This window comes from Staphylococcus sp. FSL H8-0121 (assembly GCF_038008425.1).
GTDB classification, from domain to species: Bacteria; Bacillota; Bacilli; order Staphylococcales; family Staphylococcaceae; genus Staphylococcus; species Staphylococcus pasteuri.
In genome coordinates this window covers 902,188-921,522 of the sequence record NZ_JBBOZB010000001.1, presented here as the reverse complement: position 1 = coordinate 921,522, position 19,335 = coordinate 902,188, and the positions used below count along the sequence as shown (strand labels likewise).

Annotated in this window: 22 protein-coding genes; 15 read left to right on the top strand and 7 right to left on the bottom strand. The window is 31.0% G+C overall.

Going from position 1 to position 19,335, the window contains the following annotated elements:
• The first annotated feature begins 12 nt into the window (after positions 1 to 12).
• The 6 genes from LFT63_RS04420 (at position 13) to dltD (ending at position 5,616) form a co-directional block, all read left to right on the top strand.
• The gene (locus LFT63_RS04420; protein WP_029055604.1) at positions 13 to 975 is read left to right on the top strand and encodes a 2-hydroxyacid dehydrogenase; all 963 of its coding nucleotides are present in this window, start codon (positions 13 to 15) and stop codon (positions 973 to 975) included.
• A gap of 361 nt (positions 976 to 1,336) precedes the next feature.
• A complete protein-coding gene (locus LFT63_RS04415; RefSeq protein ID WP_017637455.1) occupies positions 1,337 to 1,489 on the top strand; it encodes a teichoic acid D-Ala incorporation-associated protein DltX in 153 nt (50 codons plus the stop codon).
• A gap of 14 nt (positions 1,490 to 1,503) precedes the next feature.
• Positions 1,504 to 2,961 carry a D-alanine--poly(phosphoribitol) ligase subunit DltA gene (gene dltA, locus LFT63_RS04410; RefSeq protein ID WP_029055603.1) on the top strand — a complete coding sequence of 486 codons (1,458 nt, stop codon included), beginning with the start codon at positions 1,504 to 1,506 and terminating at the stop codon, positions 2,959 to 2,961.
• On the top strand, positions 2,958 to 4,172 hold the full coding sequence (gene dltB, locus LFT63_RS04405; RefSeq protein WP_340768088.1) for a D-alanyl-lipoteichoic acid biosynthesis protein DltB: 1,215 nt from the start codon (positions 2,958 to 2,960) through the stop codon (positions 4,170 to 4,172). Before dltA ends, dltB begins: the two co-directional genes overlap by 4 nt.
• 17 nt (positions 4,173 to 4,189) lie before the next feature.
• Positions 4,190 to 4,426 carry a D-alanine--poly(phosphoribitol) ligase subunit 2 gene (dltC, locus tag LFT63_RS04400; protein ID WP_017637452.1) on the top strand — a complete coding sequence of 79 codons (237 nt, stop codon included), beginning with the start codon at positions 4,190 to 4,192 and terminating at the stop codon, positions 4,424 to 4,426.
• A complete protein-coding gene (gene dltD / locus LFT63_RS04395) occupies positions 4,423 to 5,616 on the top strand; it encodes a D-alanyl-lipoteichoic acid biosynthesis protein DltD (protein WP_340768086.1) in 1,194 nt (397 codons plus the stop codon). The genes dltC and dltD overlap by 4 nt, the downstream gene beginning before the upstream one ends.
• A gap of 68 nt (positions 5,617 to 5,684) precedes the next feature.
• Here the strand turns inward: dltD and LFT63_RS04390 are convergent, their stop codons facing one another.
• Positions 5,685 to 6,677 (bottom strand): YeiH family protein, encoded by a 993-nt coding sequence (locus LFT63_RS04390; RefSeq protein WP_017637450.1) that lies wholly within the window; start codon positions 6,675 to 6,677, stop codon positions 5,685 to 5,687.
• A gap of 134 nt (positions 6,678 to 6,811) precedes the next feature.
• Between LFT63_RS04390 and LFT63_RS04385 the strand changes: the two genes are divergently transcribed.
• Positions 6,812 to 7,666: a LysR family transcriptional regulator gene (locus LFT63_RS04385; RefSeq protein ID WP_017637449.1), complete on the top strand. Its 855-nt coding sequence runs from the start codon at positions 6,812 to 6,814 to the stop codon at positions 7,664 to 7,666.
• Positions 7,667 to 7,836: 170 nt separating this feature from the next.
• Here LFT63_RS04385 and LFT63_RS04380 read toward each other — a convergent pair whose 3' ends face one another.
• On the bottom strand, positions 7,837 to 8,079 hold the full coding sequence (locus tag LFT63_RS04380; protein ID WP_002433501.1) for a NifU family protein: 243 nt from the start codon (positions 8,077 to 8,079) through the stop codon (positions 7,837 to 7,839).
• 99 nt (positions 8,080 to 8,178) lie between these two features.
• Between LFT63_RS04380 and LFT63_RS04375 the strand changes: the two genes are divergently transcribed.
• Positions 8,179 to 8,499 carry a YuzD family protein gene (locus LFT63_RS04375; protein WP_017637448.1) on the top strand — a complete coding sequence of 107 codons (321 nt, stop codon included), beginning with the start codon at positions 8,179 to 8,181 and terminating at the stop codon, positions 8,497 to 8,499.
• Positions 8,500 to 8,706: 207 nt separating this feature from the next.
• Here LFT63_RS04375 and LFT63_RS04370 read toward each other — a convergent pair whose 3' ends face one another.
• Positions 8,707 to 9,771 (bottom strand): NAD(P)/FAD-dependent oxidoreductase, encoded by a 1,065-nt coding sequence (locus LFT63_RS04370; protein WP_123186352.1) that lies wholly within the window; start codon positions 9,769 to 9,771, stop codon positions 8,707 to 8,709.
• 325 nt (positions 9,772 to 10,096) lie between these two features.
• Between LFT63_RS04370 and LFT63_RS04365 the strand changes: the two genes are divergently transcribed.
• The 6 genes from LFT63_RS04365 to LFT63_RS04340 all read left to right on the top strand — a co-directional run bounded on the left by LFT63_RS04365 (position 10,097) and on the right by LFT63_RS04340 (position 15,716).
• Complete coding sequence (locus LFT63_RS04365) at positions 10,097 to 10,342, top strand: YuzB family protein (protein ID WP_017637446.1); 246 nt, start codon at positions 10,097 to 10,099, stop codon at positions 10,340 to 10,342.
• Between the two features lie 12 nt (positions 10,343 to 10,354).
• Positions 10,355 to 10,714 (top strand): HesB/IscA family protein, encoded by a 360-nt coding sequence (locus LFT63_RS04360; RefSeq protein ID WP_017637445.1) that lies wholly within the window; start codon positions 10,355 to 10,357, stop codon positions 10,712 to 10,714.
• A 261-nt stretch (positions 10,715 to 10,975) separates the two neighbouring features.
• The gene (locus LFT63_RS04355; RefSeq protein WP_017637444.1) at positions 10,976 to 12,184 is read left to right on the top strand and encodes an NAD(P)/FAD-dependent oxidoreductase; all 1,209 of its coding nucleotides are present in this window, start codon (positions 10,976 to 10,978) and stop codon (positions 12,182 to 12,184) included.
• Between the two features lie 182 nt (positions 12,185 to 12,366).
• The gene (locus tag LFT63_RS04350; RefSeq protein WP_340768082.1) at positions 12,367 to 13,851 is read left to right on the top strand and encodes a M17 family metallopeptidase; all 1,485 of its coding nucleotides are present in this window, start codon (positions 12,367 to 12,369) and stop codon (positions 13,849 to 13,851) included.
• 152 nt (positions 13,852 to 14,003) lie between these two features.
• Positions 14,004 to 15,320: a Na+/H+ antiporter family protein gene (locus LFT63_RS04345; RefSeq protein WP_029055597.1), complete on the top strand. Its 1,317-nt coding sequence runs from the start codon at positions 14,004 to 14,006 to the stop codon at positions 15,318 to 15,320.
• Positions 15,321 to 15,341: 21 nt separating this feature from the next.
• Positions 15,342 to 15,716: a PaaI family thioesterase gene (locus LFT63_RS04340; protein WP_340768080.1), complete on the top strand. Its 375-nt coding sequence runs from the start codon at positions 15,342 to 15,344 to the stop codon at positions 15,714 to 15,716.
• 81 nt (positions 15,717 to 15,797) lie between these two features.
• Here LFT63_RS04340 and LFT63_RS04335 read toward each other — a convergent pair whose 3' ends face one another.
• Complete coding sequence (locus LFT63_RS04335; RefSeq protein WP_029055596.1) at positions 15,798 to 16,955, bottom strand: NAD(P)-binding domain-containing protein; 1,158 nt, start codon at positions 16,953 to 16,955, stop codon at positions 15,798 to 15,800.
• Between the two features lie 218 nt (positions 16,956 to 17,173).
• On the opposite strand from LFT63_RS04335, the gene bioB reads away from it, so the two are divergent.
• On the top strand, positions 17,174 to 18,157 hold the full coding sequence (gene bioB, locus LFT63_RS04330) for a biotin synthase BioB (RefSeq protein ID WP_029055595.1): 984 nt from the start codon (positions 17,174 to 17,176) through the stop codon (positions 18,155 to 18,157).
• 71 nt (positions 18,158 to 18,228) lie between these two features.
• On the opposite strand, the gene mnhG1 is transcribed toward bioB, so the two are convergent.
• The 3 genes from mnhG1 to mnhE1 are packed head-to-tail and all read right to left on the bottom strand — an operon-like array spanning position 18,229 to position 19,335.
• Complete coding sequence (mnhG1, locus tag LFT63_RS04325) at positions 18,229 to 18,585, bottom strand: Na+/H+ antiporter Mnh1 subunit G (protein ID WP_017637438.1); 357 nt, start codon at positions 18,583 to 18,585, stop codon at positions 18,229 to 18,231.
• On the bottom strand, positions 18,563 to 18,856 hold the full coding sequence (gene mnhF1 / locus LFT63_RS04320; protein ID WP_017637437.1) for a Na+/H+ antiporter Mnh1 subunit F: 294 nt from the start codon (positions 18,854 to 18,856) through the stop codon (positions 18,563 to 18,565). The genes mnhG1 and mnhF1 overlap by 23 nt, the downstream gene beginning before the upstream one ends.
• A complete protein-coding gene (mnhE1, locus tag LFT63_RS04315) occupies positions 18,856 to 19,335 on the bottom strand; it encodes a Na+/H+ antiporter Mnh1 subunit E (RefSeq protein WP_026083494.1) in 480 nt (159 codons plus the stop codon). Before mnhE1 ends, mnhF1 begins: the two co-directional genes overlap by 1 nt.

Genomic DNA, 19,335 nt, shown 5'->3' with positions numbered 1-19,335 from the left:
GGGGCTCAAAGATTGAACAAAATTGTTGTAACACGTCAAATTCCTCAAAAGTTTATAGCACAGTTAGAAGAAATTGCAGAAGTCGAAGTATGGAATGAAGAATTTATACCCATGCCTAGAGAAAAATTCTTATTATCTATCAAAGATGCAACAGCTTGTTTTGTTACTTTAAGTGAAAAAATTGATGAAACGTGCTTAAATGAAGCACCAAATTTAAAGGTAGTAGCCAATATGGCTGTTGGTTTCGATAATATAGATATTGATGTTGCCAAACAAAAAGGTGTCACTGTGACTAATACACCAGAAGTTTTAACTGAAACGACTGCGGAATTAGGTTTTACACTTATGTTAGCAACTGCTCGTCGCATTGTAGAAGCTGAACAATATATTCAAGAAGGACAATGGAAAAGTTGGGGGCCATATTTATTATCTGGTAAAGACGTATATGGTTCAACTGTTGGTATTTTTGGTATGGGAGATATTGGTAAGGCTTTTGCTAAACGTTTGAAAGGCTTTAATACTAAGATTTTATATCATAATCGTTCAAGACAAGAAGCGACTGAAAACGAATTGGGTGCTACATGGGTTTCATTTGATGAATTACTTGAAGAAAGTGACTTTGTGGTATGTACTGCACCTTTAACAGATGAAACCAAACATAAATTTAATGCATCCGCATTTGAAAAAATGAAATCTGATTCAATATTTATCAATATTGGTAGAGGTGCCATTGTAAATGAAGAAGATTTAGTAAATGCTTTAAACAAAGGACAGTTATTAGCATGCGGTTTAGACGTGTTAGAACAAGAACCAATTGCTATGGATCATCCACTATTAAAAATGCCTAATGCTGTGATTCTTCCACACATTGGTAGTGCATCTGAAAATACACGGAATAATATGATTCAATTATGCGTGGATAATATTAAAGCAGTATTAAATAATAAATCTGCAATTACCCCAGTAAATTCATAGTTTTAATTATAATTTAAGCTTATCTATTTAGTTTAATTAAATAGATAGGCTTTTTATTATGTTTAAAATAGCTCAATCTAACAATTTTGTTATACCGTCTGTAATTGTTTAATTACAATGTAAGATTTAAAATAATATTATTCAATAAGTAATATGCTCATACTATATTTATAGCTTACGCAACTTGGAGTAATTAACTTAAATTTTTATGCTAAAAATAATTTTGAATTTTATTCGAAACATGAGTATAATGAATTGTAAAAAAATATAAAACGGCTATTATATATTAAAATTATTTACATTGAATACAGACGATTAAGAACTTTGGTTTATGATAAGTAAATTTTAGGAGAGTTGCCCAATGAAAACTAAAGGTAAGGAACCTACGAATAAATATTACCTAGCAATGAAGCCGTATCTTTTAACTTTATTATATTTAGCAATATTTATCGCTTTATATTTAATATATGGTAGTGGAGATACACATAATAACTTCATTTATAATGAATTTTAATGAGGGAGAAAACTATGACAGATATTATTAATATTCTCAGTCAATTGAGTAAAGAACAACCAGATGTAGTAGCAGTTAGACATACGACTGATGAAATAACATATAAGCAATTAGATGAAGCTTCTAGTAAGCTTGCACATCGATTACAAGGCAGTCAACAACCTATGATTTTATTTGGTCATATGTCACCTTATATGATTGTAGGTATGATTGGTGCGATTAAAGCAGGTTGCGGCTATGTGCCTATCGATACATCTGTACCAGAAGAGCGAGTGAAGATGATAATCGATAAAGTTCAACCAGAATATATTTTTAACACAACCGATTGTGAATTAGATCATCAACATGTACAGATGATTACGATTGAAGATGTTGTTAATTCACAAGACTCAATTATTTTTGATAGTCAAATGAAGGATAATGATGTTGTATATACTATTTTCACATCAGGTTCTACAGGTGAGCCAAAAGGTGTTCAGATCGAATACGCTAGTCTTGTTGAATTTGCTGAATGGATGAATTCATTGAATCAATTAGGTAATGGGAAAGAATGGTTGAACCAAGCGCCATTTTCATTTGATTTATCAGTTATGGCAATTTACCCATGTTTAGTTTCTGGTGGCACTTTAAATCTTGTTGATAAAGACATGATTAAAAAACCAAAACTATTAAATGATATGTTATTAGCTACGCCGATTAATATATGGGTTTCTACGCCATCATTTATTGAAATGTGCTTATTACTACCAACATTAAATGAAGAACAATATGGTAGTTTAAATCATTTCTTTTTCTGTGGAGAAATTCTTGGACACAGAACAGCTAAAGCATTAGTTGATAGATTCCCTAATGGTGTTATATACAATACTTATGGTCCTACGGAAGCTACTGTAGCGGTGACTAGTATACAAATTACGCCAGAGATTCTTAAGCAATATAATCCACTTCCAGTAGGTGTTTCAAGACCTGGCACTAAATTAACGACAACTGATGAATGTGAATTAGTCATTCAAGGTCAAAGTGTAAGTGTTGGTTACCTAAAAAATGAAGAAAAAACAGCTGCCGTGTTTAACTTTGAAGATAGAGTGAGAACATATCACACAGGAGATAAAGCTAAAGAAGAAGATGGTTTATGGTTTATTCAAGGTCGTATAGACTTCCAAATCAAATTGAATGGTTACCGTATGGAATTGGAAGAGATAGAATCACAATTACGAGATTCTGAACTAATTAGAGAAGCTATTGTAGTTCCTGTTTATAAAAATGACAAAGTAACTCATCTTATAGGAGCTGTTGTTGCAACTGAAAAAGTAGAAGATGATAGACAAATGACAAAGAACATCAAAGATGAACTTAAAACGCGCTTACCAGAATATATGATTCCTCAAAAGTTTGTTTGGATGGAGCAATTACCACTTACATCTAATGGTAAACTAGATCGTAAGAAGATTGCAGAGGTTGTTAACGGATGATACCTTATGGCACGTTTACATTCTTCTTAATTTCATTCATTGTACTAATTCCTGTTATAATTCTTGGCTTTTTAGGTAAGCGAAGCTATATATATAACGGTATTACGACAGCAATAATGGTTATACTGATATTTTCATCAGATAAACATAATTTGTTTGGTCAAAAGTATTTAAGTGTTCAATTAATCAGTTTTATCATATATGTTATTTGGCAAGTTGGCTTAATCATGTTTTATTATAAATCTAGACAAAAGAATAATACTTTTTCAAAATTTGTGATTATCATGGTTCTGTCAATATTGCCATTAGCACTAGTTAAAGTATTACAAAGTACATGGTTAGGTGGGCATCAAATTCATTTCCATGAAAGTAAATTAATTGAATTCGTTGGTTTCTTAGGTATTTCATACGTTACCTTTAAGAGTGTTCAACTAATCATGGAAATCAGAGATGGTTCAATTAAAGAAATCAAAATTGGCAAATTAATTCAATTTATCTCATTCTTCCCAACTATCTCATCTGGACCAATTGATAGATATAAACGTTTTGTTAAAGATGATAAAAAGGTACCTACTGGTGGGGAATATAGAGAATTAGTGTTAAAAGCAATTCACATGATTATGTTAGGTTTCTTGTATAAATATATTATCGCTTACTTCATTCAAGTATATGCGATTAACCCACTGCAAATGAATTTACATGGATTTACACACATGTGGTTATATATGTATGCATACAGTTTCTATCTATTCTTTGATTTTGCAGGTTATAGTTTATTTGCTATAGCACTCAGTTATTTATATGGCATTAAAACACCACCAAACTTTAATAAACCTTTCCAATCTAAAAATATTAAAGATTTCTGGAATAGATGGCATATGACTTTATCATTTTGGTTTAGAGACTGTATTTATATGAGATCATTATTTTATATGTCTCGTAAGAAGATGTTTAAGAGTCAATTGGCTATGTCAAACATGGCTTTCTTCCTTAATTTCTTTATCATGGGAGTTTGGCACGGATTAGAAGTTTATTATATTATTTATGGCTTATACCATGCAGCATTATTTATAGGTTATGGTTATTATGAAAAATGGAGAAAAAATCATCCTTCACGTTGGCAAAATAAATGGACTAACGCGTTAAGTGTTGTCATCACATTCCATTTTGTAACGTTCGGCTTTTTAATTTTCTCAGGTAAATTTATTTAATAAAGGAGTAATTAATTATGGAATTTAGAGAACAAGTATTAGACTTATTAGCAGAGGTTGCAGAAAACGATATTGTAAAAGAAAATCCAGATGTAGAAATTTTCGAAGAAGGTATTATTGATTCTTTCCAAACAGTAGGTTTATTATTAGAAATTCAAAATAAATTAGATATCGAAGTTTCTATTATGGACTTTGATCGTGATGAGTGGGCTACACCAAATAAAATTGTGGAAGCATTAGAAGAACTACGATGAAATTAAAACCTTTTTTACCCATTCTAATTAGCGGCGTTATATTTATTATATTTGTTCTGTTACCCGCACAATTATTTACAGGGCTAATTAATGATAAAACGCTTGCTAATAATAGAATTTCATTAACAGATCAAGTATTAAAAGGCATGCTCATTCAAAATCAACTATATAAGTCGGATAAATATTATCCAGTTTATGGTTCAAGTGAATTAGGTAAAGATGATCCATTTAATCCAGCAATTGCGTTAAATAAGCACAATTCAGATAAACCAGTATTTTTACTAGGCACTGGTGGGTCAACAGATTTAATTAATGCAGTAGAACTTGCATCTCAGTATGATAATTTAAAAGGTAAAAAATTAACTTTTATTATCTCACCACAATGGTTTACTAATCATGGATTAACAAACCAAAACTTTGATGCTCGTATGTCTCAAAATCAAATTAACACGATGTTTAATCAAAAAAATATGCCTGCTGAATTGAAACAACGTTATGCCAAACGTTTATTGCAATTCCCGCATGTACATAACAAAGCGTATTTAAGAAAAGTTGCTAAAGATCCACATAATGTATCAGGTCACTATATTTCAGCATTTAAAGAAAATCAATTAATTAAGATTGAAGCAATTAAATCATTATTCTCTATCACTAAACCACCTTTATCTCATGTTAAACCTGCAACTGATGAAAAAGCATCATGGGGCCAAATGAAAGACAAAGCAGAAGTAATTGGTAAAAATAATACCAAAACTAATGATTATCATATTAGAGACCCATATTGGAAACTGATCAAAGAAAATAAACGTAAAATAAATCGTGATTATGAATTTAACGTTAATTCTCCAGAGTTCCAAGATTTAAAATTACTTGTTCAAACAATGAATAAAGCTGGCGCAGATGTACAATATGTAAGTATCCCATCAAATGGTAAATGGTATGATCATATTGGTATCGATAGTGATAGACGCCAAGCAGTGTACAAAAAAATTCATTCAACTGTCGTTGATAATGGCGGTAAAATATACGATATGACTGATAAAGATTATGAAAAATATGTCATTAGTGACGCGGTTCATATTGGTTGGAAAGGTTGGGTCTATGTAGATCAACAAATTGCCAAACATATGAATGACAAAAAACAACCTCAAGTTGATAAAGACAAACACAAACAAAAAGAATCAAATTAATAATTAACGCCTTTCAAGAATCTAAGATGACAAATAGTTCATCGAAGTATACTTGAAAGGCGTATTTTTTAGAATAAAGAAGTAGAAATAAAATAGCTTATAATTGATAAACAAATAGATACAAAAATAATTATGAATAACGGTTTTAAAGCTTTTGATTTTAAATCTTTGAATGATACATTTAATCCTAATGCAACCATTGCCATTAATAAGAAAATATTAGTTACTACCTCTATTATTTTTAATAATGCGTGAGGGATAGGAATATATGTATTGATTAATGCCATTAATATAAATCCAATTAAAAAATACGGAAAATCAATATGGTGTGCTTGTTTATCATTTTTATTCTTAAATTTCACAATAAAAATAAATATTAATATAACTGGAATTAATAAAAATACACGTCCTAATTTTGCTAATAAAGCTATTTTAAGAGATTCTACCCCAGCATAATTACCAGCCAAAACAACTTGTGCAATTTCATGAAGGCTAGTTCCAGACCAAATACCAAAATGTACAGGGGAGATATGAATGATTGAATAAATAAATGTATAAATTAATGAGAAGACAGTCCCTACTAATGCAATGATGCCGACACTAATAGCTGTATCTTTGTCTCTTGATTTTATAATTGGTGCTATTGCTGCGATAGCGGCTGCACCACAGATACCAGTACCAACGCCTAATAATGTTGTTATTGAAGTATCTGCTTTTACTATGCGACTAATAAAATAGGTGAATAGGATACTGAAAACAATAACGCACGCATCCATTAATAATAATTGACCACCATGTCCTAATATTTCATCGATATTTAATTTGAGACCATAAAAGACAATCGCAATTTTTAATAAGTATTTAGATGAAAATGTTATTCCACTTTTATAATCTTCTGGATATCCTTTGAAATGTCGATAAAGTATAGCAATAAGAATTGCGATTGATAAACCGCCAATTTGACTAAGGACAGGTAATTTAGATAATACAAGACTTATGATTGCGATGATAAATGTAAATAAGATACCTATAATAAAGTGCTTATCCTTAATTTTATTCATGACATGTTCCTCCTTTACGAAAAGTTTAGCATTACATAATTATATCGTTAAATAAATATTTAACATACTATCTATATCAAATTTGTTATAATCATATTAAAAATATAAATGAGTATAGAACAAGGAGAAAGTACATGGATCCTTACAAAGTATTAATAGAAGTGGTCAAAACAGCTAATTTTACTAAAGCGGCCGAGAATCTATATACATCTCAACCATCGATTAGTCGAGATATTAAAAGATTAGAAGCAAAATATAATGTTAAAATTTTTGAGTTTACTCGGCCAACAATATGTTTAACATCAGATGGAGAAAAGATTCTACGTTATGCGTTGCAACGTGAAAATATTGAACAAGAGTTATGGCATGATCTAAAAAATGACCTTAATATTATTGCTGGATCAATATCGATAGGTAGTAGTTACACATACGGCGAACAATATTTATCTGAAAAATTAATTAAAGTTGCTAATGAATATCCAGACTTACATGTTAATGCTTATTTAATGAATTCAGATACGGTCATAGATAATGTAAAACATAATATTGTTGATATTGGCATTATTGAACGTGAAATTCAAGATAACACACTTGATTTAGCATGTATTTCCCAAGATGAAATGGTTTTAATTTATAATAGGCAAATAGGCTTTGATAAGAATCAAGTATGTTATGTGAGAGAACAAGGATCTGGAACAAGGGTGTATCAGGAAATTGGATTAACTAGATTAGAATTGCATCCTTATTTGGTGGAAATTAATTCAAATCAAGTGATAGTAGATATGGTAAAAGCAGGTAAGGGATTTACAGTAATTTCTAAATCAGTATTAGAAAAAGAACCAAAAGAAGTGCTTGCTTCTATCGAGTTAGACGTGTTTCGTAATTTCTACCTTACTAAGCACAAAGATAAATACGTGGACAATAATTTAAAAGCCATCATAGATCTATTCGAATGCCATTATTATAATGATGAAACGAAAAAAGAATGATTTTATTAACTTTAATAAAAATAAAACAAATCCAAAATTTCAGAGACATAAAAATACCACTCAAATGATTGAATTCAATCCATCTGAGTGGTTACTATGTCTTAAATATCTATAATATATGAAGATTTTCATAATATGTAAAACAAAGTAAATAATTACTTGTAAACAAATTAGAATACTTGTTCAACTTCGATAACACCAGGTACTTCTTCGTGTAAAGCACGTTCAATACCAGCTTTTAAAGTAATTGTAGAACTTGGGCATGTACCACAAGCACCATGTAGTTGTAATTTAACAATTCCGTCTTCAACGTCAACTAATGTACAGTCGCCGCCATCACGTAATAAAAATGGACGTAAACGTTCTATAACTTCAGCTACTTGATCAAACATTGTCGCATTCTCAGTAGGCATGAGATATGTCTCCTTTCAAGTATATTATTTCATTATCATTATTAGTACATTATAATAGATTAAGAACGAAAAATCTATAAATCAAAACGAGGGATTTCAATGACTAAAATAAGTGTTGTTGTTTATGGGGCAGATATTGTATGTGCGAGTTGTGTTAATGCACCGACATCAAAAGATACATTCGATTGGTTACAACCATTACTTAAGCGAAAATTTCCACAACATCAATTTGAATTTACATATATCGATATTGAAAAAGATACAGAAAATTTAACAGATCATGATCAACAATTTATTGAACGTATTCAAGAAGATGAATTATTTTATCCATTAATTACTATGAACGATGAGTATGTGGCAGATGGATATATTCAAACGAAACAAATAACACAATTTGTGGAGCAACATTTTAAATATTAAAATGTCTAATTTTTATCTATAGAAAAAGAGGGAGTGGGACAGAAATAACATTTTTCCAAAATTTATTTCGTTGTCCCACCCCGGCAAGGTTGACTATAATTGAAAAAAGCTTGATACAAGTGCATTTTCAAATCAGTCAACTACTGCCAATATAAAATTTTAGCCTGAGACATTGATTTATGTCCCAGGCTGTCTTAATTTATATTTTTAACCATTATGATATTTATATAACCAAAGTACGCCTGATTTAAGGATGGAAGCAAGTCTACCTGTAACGGTACGATCCATGATATAAGCGAATCCTTGTTTATCACCAAGTGAACCTAAGAAGCCTTGAACTTTAAGTTCTGGCATTTTTTCAGGTAAAGGCTCATTATTCCATTGTTTTTTCATGACATCAGCAATTTGTTCACCTTGTAACTCTGCTAATTGAGCACTTGGTGCATGCGGTAAATCTGCACAATCCCCAACTACATAAACGTTTTTGTATGTTGGAATTTGATGATACTGATTTAAAATAACACGACCATTATTGTTAATATCAATTGGTAAATTTCTAACAACTTCAACTGGTTGAATACCTGCTGTCCACACAACTAAATCTACATCTTCAGGAACACCATTATTATATATTTTACCTGGTTCAACTTTATCAATAACTGAGTTAGGTACAACTGTTACATTATGTTTAGAGAACCATTTTGCAATATAATTACTTAATTTTTCTGGGAAGTTTCTTAGGATTCGAGACCCTCTATCGTATAATAAAATTTCCAAATCAGCACGGCTTTCCCTTAGCTCACTTGCTAACTCAATGCCGCTTAAACCAGCACCGACAATAGCAACTTTAGCCCCATTAGGTAATTCACTAATACTATGGAATGTTTCGCGAGCCTTTGATAGTGTCTGAATACTATGTGTGTATGTATCAGCATCTGGAACGTTGTGATATTTATCTTCACAACCTAAACCAATCACTAACTCATCATAATCGACTTTTGAATTACCTACTGAAATAATTTGTTCATCTAAATTAATCTCATTAATTTCCCCATAGACAGTATTCATTTTAGAATCTCCAGGAAATTCCATACGAACATCTTTGTCAGATTTTGTTCCAGCAGCTAGTGCATAAAATTCAGGTTTTAAGCCATGAAATGGCATACGATCGATTAATGTTAACCTATAACCATCTGGTAATGAATTAGGCAATATACGAGACATGATGCGCATATTACCGTAACCCCCGCCTAATAAAACAATATTTTTCATTTTAGTATACCCCTTTATCCTAAAAATCTTGTTATAAATAAGTGTGCAATTGATTTAGAAAGACACTTATTTAATGTCATTTTATGCAATTATGCCCCTTAAAATGATGAAAAGAATAACCCCTTAACATCTTATTTTATAGACTATGTATTTATATGATTATTATATCGGTTTTTCAAATTGACTACAAACATATATCGAATGAAATTGAATATATTGTTTTATTTGTAAAAATTTCTATTTTTAACATTTTAAGCTCAAAGATAGTCATAACAACTGGTAGTTTGTTATAATATTATAACTATTATTTTAGAGAGGGTGTCGTATGTTTCCGTTAGTTGAATTCTGCATTTCCAATATGGCTAAAGGTGGGGATGTAGTTTATGAAAAATTAGAAAATGATCCTGATATAGATGTTTTAGAATATGGATGTTTACAAAACTGCGGTATATGTTCCGACGGCTTGTACGCACTTGTCGATGGTGATATTGTTGAAGGAGATACACCGGACGATTTGTTAAATAATATATATAAACATATAGAAGAAAATGATTTCACGAACTTATTATAGGAGGTTATGATTATGCAAACAGTTATATTAACTGAAGCAGCAGCTTATGAAGTTAAAGATATGTTACAAAGTAATGATATGCCCGATGGCTATTTAAAAATTAAAGTTAATGGTGGCGGATGTACGGGTTTAACATATGGCATGTCAGCAGAAGCTGAACCAGGCGAAAATGATGAAATATTAGAATTCTTTGGTTTAAAAGTGTTAGTAGATAAACATGATGCCCCAGTATTAAATGGTACGACAATCGATTTTAAGCAATCATTAATGGGCGGCGGTTTCCAAATTGATAATCCAAACGCTATTGCTTCATGTGGTTGTGGTAGTTCATTTAGAACAGCTAAAGTTGCAGGAAACCCGGAAGATTGTTAAAGCGATATACAGCAATTAATTTAATAAATTAAATTTTTCACAAAGTGCACTATTGTCGCTTGAAAATATTGTACAAAAGCTATAGAATTAAACTTGGATTTAATATTGTCTTTTCTGTGAACTTCACGAGAAATAGCTTGATGAAAAAGACGTAATAATTATTGTGTGTCGTAGTTTTAAAATGTGTTACTTATTTAAGTTTAATCATTTTTAGTTATGCTACACTAGAGTTAAAATATTATGAAAGCTTAGGTGAAAATAATGGCTCAAGAACGTAAAAAAGTATTAGTTTTAGGTGCAGGTTATGCAGGTTTACAAGCTGTTACTAAATTACAAAAAGAAGTTTCTGCAGAAGAAGCAGAAATTACTTTAATCAACAAAAATGATTATCACTATGAAGCAACTTGGTTACATGAAGCTTCAGCAGGTACAATTAATTATGAAGATTTATTATACCCAGTTGAAAGTGTATTGAAAAAAGACAAAGTTAACTTTGTAAAAGCAGAAGTTACTAAAATTGACCGTAATGCTAAAAAAGTAGAAACTGACAAAGGTATCTATGACTTCGACATTTTAGTTGTAGCATTAGGATTTGTTAGTGAAACATTTGGTATTGATGGTATGAAAGATTACGCTTTCCAAATCGAAAACGTTTTAACTACACGTCAATTATCTCGTCATATTGAAGATAAATTTGCTAATTATGCAGCTTCTAAAGAGAAAGATGAAAATGATTTATCCATCTTAGTTGGTGGTGCAGGATTCACTGGAATAGAATTCTTAGGTGAATTAACTGACAGAATCCCTGAATTATGTAGCAAATATGGTATCGATCAAAGCAAAGTTAAAGTAACTTGTGTTGAAGCGGCACCTAAAATGTTACCAATGTTCTCAGATGACTTAGTTAATCATGCAGTAAACTACTTAGAAAACCGTGGCGTTGAATTCAAAATCGCTACACCAATCGTTGCATGTAATGAAAAAGGATTTGTTGTTGAAATCAATGGTGAAAAACAACAATTAGAAGCAGGCACTTCAGTTTGGGCTGCAGGTGTACGTGGAAGCCACTTAATGGAAGAATCTTTCGAAGGCGTTAAACGTGGTCGTATTGTTACTAACCAAGATCTTACAATTGCAGGTCATGACGATATCTTTGTTATTGGTGACTGTTCTGCATTCGTTCCTGCTGGTGAAGAACGTCCATTACCAACAACAGCACAAATTGCAATGCAACAAGGTGAACATGTTGCTAAAAACATCAAACATATCTTAAATGGTGAAGCTAAAGAAGAATTTGAATATGTTGACCGTGGTACAGTATGTTCATTAGGTTCACATGACGGTGTAGGTATTGTTTACGGTAAAGATATTACTGGTAAAAAAGCAGCGTTCATGAAAAAAGTTATCGACACTCGTGCCGTATTCAAAATCGGTGGCATAGGTCTAGCATTCAAAAAAGGTAAATTCTAACTTTTTATAATAATGTAAGCCTCCTTACTTAATAGTTTGGAGGCTTTTTTGTATGCTTATTAAGAAAAGATGATTTGTAAATAAAACACTAAATAGTTATTTCAGTAATAGTCATTTTTTCTATTTTGAAATGATATAAAATGATTTACAAATGAATCAAAATAAAAAAGGAGGAAACGCTTATGAAAATTCACTTTAATTCGACGACTCCCAACGATATACATAATATTATCGTTGGGATCCCTGAACATATAAATCAATTAGAAAATATAAATTATAATGGTCAATCATTAATTGAAGATTTACAAACATTAAAGCAAAATCATATTATCCAAGGTGGCATTGGAAAAATTGCGACTTCAATCATATATATTCAAGAACAACCTAAAAGATTAATAACAGTAGGCTTAGGTAATATCAAACAATTGAATTATGCGGATTTTTTAAAAATATGGGGAAATTTATTTCAATATTTAAAACAAGAATTTATTACTGAAGCGGAGTTAATATTATCATCATTTTTAAATAAGTATATTGATGACAGTATTATAGCTAAAACACTGGGATTACAAAGTGAACAATCTATTTATCAATTTGATAATTATAGATCTGATAAACGCTCACCATATCAACCTAATTTATATATAAGCGTAAGTCAAAGACATGAAGATATAGAATCAATGATACAAGAAGGTAAAATTTTAGGTGAATCAATTAATATAGCACGTGGCTTTAGCCAAATACCACCTAATATTTTAACTCCACAATATTTTGCCGAAAGTGTAGATAAGCTATTTAAAGATACGTCAGTTAGTGTTGAGATTAAAGATGGACAAACTATACAAGATGAAGGATTTGGATTATTACATGCAGTAGGAAAAGGTTCTATTCATAGTCCAAGACTCATTACGTTAAGTTATCAAGGTCGTCAAGATGATGCAGATCCAATCGCATTAGTTGGTAAAGGAATTACTTATGATTCCGGTGGTTATAGCATTAAAAGTAAAACAGGCATGCAAACAATGAAATACGATATGTGTGGTGCAGCTAATGTTGTTGCAATGATAAAGGTTGCTCATCAATTAGCACTTCCTATCAATATTATTGGTGTAATTGCTTCAGCTGAAAACATGATAAATGAAAAAGCTATGAAACCTGATGATGTATACACAGCGTTTAATGGTGAAACCGTTGAAGTTCTAAATACCGATGCAGAAGGGCGACTAGTATTGGGTGATGCTGTAGCCTTTGCTACCCAATTTAAGCCACAAGTTATATTAGATTTTGCAACATTAACAGGTGCAGCTATTGTAGCCTTAGGTGAAGATAAAGCTGCTGCATTTGAATCAGATGCTTCTAATCAGCTACAAGAAATTTTAAAATTGGCTAAAAATGTTGATGAACAAGTATTTGAGCTGCCTATTACTCAAACTGAAAGACAATTAATAAAAAATAGCGACGTAGCTGATTTAGTTAATCATACGAATGGACAAGGAAAAGCTTTATTTGCAGCATCCTTTATTAGTCATTTTAGTGGATCAATTCCGCATATGCATTTTGATATCGCAGGACCAGCTACTATAAATAAAATGTCTTATAAAGGACCAAAGGGACCAACCGGTTATATGATTCCTACTATTATAGAATGGTTGAAAACAATGAATTAGTTTATTAAGGGAGGAGGTTTGAACCTCCTTTCTTGTTGTTAATTATAATATGCAATTGGTTTTATTTTTATATTGACTTTATATTATTGAATTGCTATGATATTATCCATAAACGCTTTAGTTCGATAGAGTGATAAAGGATGGTTTTGCTTATGGTAAATGCAGTAGTTATAGCTGTTATATTAATGATTATCTTATGCTTGTGTAGATTGAATGTCGTTATAAGTTTATTTATTAGTGCACTTGTTGGCGGCATACTATCTGGTATGAGTGTTGAAAAAGTTATAAGTATATTTGGGAAGAATATTGTTGACGGTGCTGAAGTCGCATTGAGCTACTCATTATTAGGAGGATTTGCTGCATTAATTTCCTATAGTGGTATTACAGACTATTTAGTTGGAAAAATAATTAATGCAATTCACTCTGAAAATAGTCGACTTTCAAGAATTAAAGTAAAAATAATTATTATCGTTGCGTTACTAGCAATGAGTATTATGAGTCAGAATTTAATACCTGTACATATTGCATTTATTCCAATTGTTATCCCACCATTATTAAGTTTATTCAATGATTTAAATATTGATAGAAGAGTCATTGGTTTAGTCATTGGATTTGGATTATGTTGGCCTTATGTTTTAATACCTTATGGTTTTGGTCAAATATATCATCAAATTATTCAAAGTGGTTTTCAAAAAGCACACCATCCTATCGAGTTTAATATGATTTGGAAAGCGATGATAATTCCTTCAATGGGCTATATCGTTGGTTTAATTTTAGGTTTAATTGTTTACCGCAAACCAAGAAAATATGAAGAGCGAAATATTAATGATAGAGCAACCGTAACTGAAGTAAAACCATATATTTTAGTTGTTACTATCATTGCGATTTTAGCAACTTTTATTGTTCAAACATTAACAGATTCAATGATTTTTGGTGCTTTAGCAGGTGTTCTTGTATTCTTCATTTCACGTGCATATAGTTGGCACGAATTAGACGAACAATTTGTAGATGGTATCAAAATTATGGCATATATAGGTGTTGTAATATTGACGGCTAATGGTTTTGCTGGTGTCATGAATGCTACTGGAGATATAGATAACTTAGTAAAAAGTTTAACAAGTATTACAGGTGATCATAAATTACTAAGTATAGTAATTATGTATATTATAGGCTTAATCGTTACGCTAGGTATCGGTTCATCATTTGCGACGATACCAATTATTGCTTCATTATTTATTCCATTTGGTTCTTCAATTGGTTTAGATACAATGGCTTTAATTGCATTGATAGGTACAGCTAGTGCATTAGGTGATTCAGGTTCACCAGCTAGTGATTCAACTTTAGGTCCAACAGCAGGACTTAATATGGATGGACAACATGACCATATTAGAGATACATGTATTCCAAACTTTTTATTCTATAATATACCATTGATTATTTTTGGTACGATAGCAGCCATGGTATTATAGTATAAAAAGAGGTGTTCTAAGTTGACCAATTTGTTAGAAACATTTGAAATGAATGTTGAAATTGAAGAAGAAGGCAAAGTAGTTATTTCAATGCCAGTTACTGATAAAGTGAAACAACCATTTGGATATTTACATGGCGGTGCGAGTTTGGCCTTAGGAGAAACTGCCTGTTCACTTGGAGCAGCGAATTTAATAGATACGACTGAGTATATTCCATTAGGTTTAGAAATGAATGCTAACCATGTCCATTCAGTAAAAGAAGGAAAGGTTATTGCAATAGCTACTATTATCCACCAAGGTAAATCAACACAAGTTTGGAATATTGAAATTAAAGATGAAAACGATAACCTAATTAGTATTATGAGAGGGACAATGGCAATTAAAGCTTTGAAGTAAAATATATCTCATAAATTTATAAATAATATATACCCCTATAGTTGAAATATAATTTCAATTATAGGGGTAATTTGTTGTTTATTAGGATACTTTTTCTTTTAGTATGCGATTATATGCATGACAGATTCTTTCAGAAGCTTCTCGACCGCCCATAATATTTCTACCAAAGGGACCAAGTTCTAAATCTGCTAGTCCACCAGCTACAAATAAATTAGGTAACCATTCTAACTCATATGATATGTTAGGAAAACCACATTTTGTTAATGGAGCGTTCAATTGAGTAATTAAATCTTGGATAATAGGTTGATTCATGACAGTATTTTCAAATCCAGTAGCTAATAAAATATGGTCATAATAAATCGATTTGTGAGTTGTAATGATATGATGATCTTTAATATCTTTAATTTCATTTTTATGAAGAACTAAACGACCATTATTTACATGTTTTTTAATACGAAGATATAGTTCGTGAGGCATTGATCCTTTATGACGTTCTGCCTTAATAATTCTCATTCGTTCCTGTGAAGATTCGATATTTAAGAAATGTTTCATATTCTTAGGACCAAGCCAACCTGGGTCGGCGTCAAAATCATGAATTTCAATATCTTTATTTAACCATAAATGAATTGTTCGTTGATGATTAGTATTAATTAATTTAAGTGTCAAATGTGCGGCTGATATTCCGCTTCCCACGACATGAGAAGTTTGATTAATATTTATTTGCGATTCCGCTTCGTTGAAAATATGCTGGACATCGGGTTGTTGCTGAAACATAGGTGGAATATTCGCGCGATGGTTACAACCATGTGCAATAATTAAAAATTCTGTTTGAATGGTTTGACCGTTTGCCAATTCTAACTGCCATTGATGTTGCTTTCGATTTATATGTTTAACAAATCCTTGTATGTGACTCTCATTTAAATGATATTGATGGATAAGTTCATGAGTATGATGCATAAACATATCACGCTGTGGTCGTTTATAAGGACCGTATGTAGCACCTGTATATTGATTAAATTTAGCATATTGTTTTAAATGAAATGGCTCAGGGTGAATATGATGTACAAATGGAGATCTTAAAAATGGCATACTAATACGTTGAGTATAAGTATTAAATTGTTCACATAATGAAGGATAAGGGTCTATTATTGTCAATTCGTTAGATGATAAGCCGGCTTGTCTTAGTTTTAAAGCTATTGTTGTACCTTGAATGCCACCACCAATAATTGTCCAGTGCATGTTATCAACTCGCTTTCTAATTTACTATATAAAACGTAATTATTACGATTTAAAAATTATAGCACATTTCTACTTCTAATACAATTTCATGAAAATAATAACCCATAGCTATAATGTAAACTTTTAAAATAAATTAGTTTACATTATAATAGAATAGTATTTAGATTCTCATATATACATAAAGAAGATTTATTTTATGATAATAGGGGGAAAATTGAATGAAATTATCAGAAAGAGTTATGAAAGAAGACAATTTTACTAAAAAAGAATGGCTAAGTATCTTCGAAAGCGACAGAATAGATACATTGGAGTTATTACATGAAGCATATATCGTTAGAAAACATTACTATGGTAAAAAAGTAAAATTAAATATGATACTTAATGCTAAAAGTGGTATATGTCCTGAAGATTGTGGTTATTGTGGGCAATCTAGAGAAATGAAACAAAAGCAAAGATATGGTTTAGTTGATAAGGAGAAAGTAAAAGAAGGGGCAAAAGTGGCTTATGAAAATCAGATAGGAACGTATTGTATTGTTATGAGTGGTAGAGGTCCTAGTGATAAAGAAGTTAAACATATTTGTGATACCGTACAAGAAATTAAAACTATACATCCACAACTTAAAATATGTGCATGCTTAGGTTTAACCAATGAAGAGCAAGCTTCACAATTAAAAGAAGCAGGCGTAGACCGCTATAATCACAATATTAATACAAGTGAACGTTATCATGATAACGTGGTAACTACACATACATATGAAGATCGAGTTAATACTATTGAGGTTATGAAAGCAAACCAGATTTCACCTTGTTCTGGAGTTATATGCGGTATGGGTGAAACGAATGAGGATATTATAGATATGGCTTTAGCACTCAAAGCGATTGATGCAGATAGTATTCCCATAAATTTTTTACATCCAATAAAGGGAACTAAATTTGGAAATATGGACGAATTAACACCAATGAAATGTTTGCGTATCATTTCAATGTTTAGATTAATTAATCCAACTAAAGAAATACGAATTGCAGGTGGAAGAGAAGTTAACTTACGTTCATTACAGCCATTAGCGTTACAAGCTGCTAATTCTATATTTGTAGGTGATTACTTAATAACAGGTGGTCAACCTAATCAATTAGATTATGATATGTTAAAGGATTTAGGATTCGATATAGATGTAGTGAATGATAAAGTTACCCAAATCTAGAATAGTATCAATGATTATTAAAAAGACCAATCGAAGTATGATTTTATCGATTGGTCCTTTTCAAATAATATTTATAATTTTTTATCTTTTAAATCTTCTTTAATTTCGTCAACTTTAGTATTTTTACTATAAGGTGTATTTGTATTATAAGCTGCTTTCATTATCATGTGACTTGATAGGGGGCCAGTAATTAAGACGAAGATAATACCAATGATTAATTGCATGTTTGTATAACCTTCAGTACCAATAAAATATAAAAATGCTCCCATTAATAAACTCATTGCTCCCAATGTAGCGGCTTTACCAGCAGCGTGTGCACGAGAATAGATATCTTCAAGTCTTAATAAACCAATAGCAGCTACAGCACTGATGATTGCTCCAATAATGATTAAGATAAGAGAAATACTAATGACTATCGTTTCTATCATGTTCTATCACCTTACCTTTATCCATGAATTTTGAGAAAACGGCTGTACCTAAGAAGGCTAAAATACCTACTAATAAAATAACTACAATCATATATTTAATATTCATTAAAATACTAAAGAGTGCAATAACGGCCATTAGTTGTAGACCCAAGGCATCTAATGCAACTACTCTATCTGCTAGAGAGGGTCCTAAAATAACTCTAACTAGCATAGCCAACATTGATAAAACGACTATGACTAATGCAATAATAATTATTGTTTTAATTGTCATTATTCTTCGCCCACCTCTCTAACAACTTTTTCTAAAGAAGATTTTATTCCTTCAACTTCTTCTTCGGTTGTACTAAAGTCAATAGCATGTATATAGATTTTGGTACGATCATCACTAATACCAAGAACTACAGTCCCGGGTGTTAATGTAATTAAATTGGAAAGTAACACTATTTGCCAGTCTGTCTTCAAATCTGTTGGATATACAAAGAATCCCGGCTTATTAGTGATTTGTGGCTTTAAGATGATTTTTAAGACATCTAGATTAGCTTTTATTAATTCTAATAAGAAAATAAAGACTAATCGAATCATTCTATATATACGAATTAAGTAAAACTTTCCTGGCATTACGCGATGAAGGAGATAAACCAATATGAGACCAAATAAATAACCTAATACGAAATTGTTTAATGTATAGCTATCTGAAATGAGTAACCACACAATTGAAACTAATAAATTAACAACAATTTGGACTGCCAT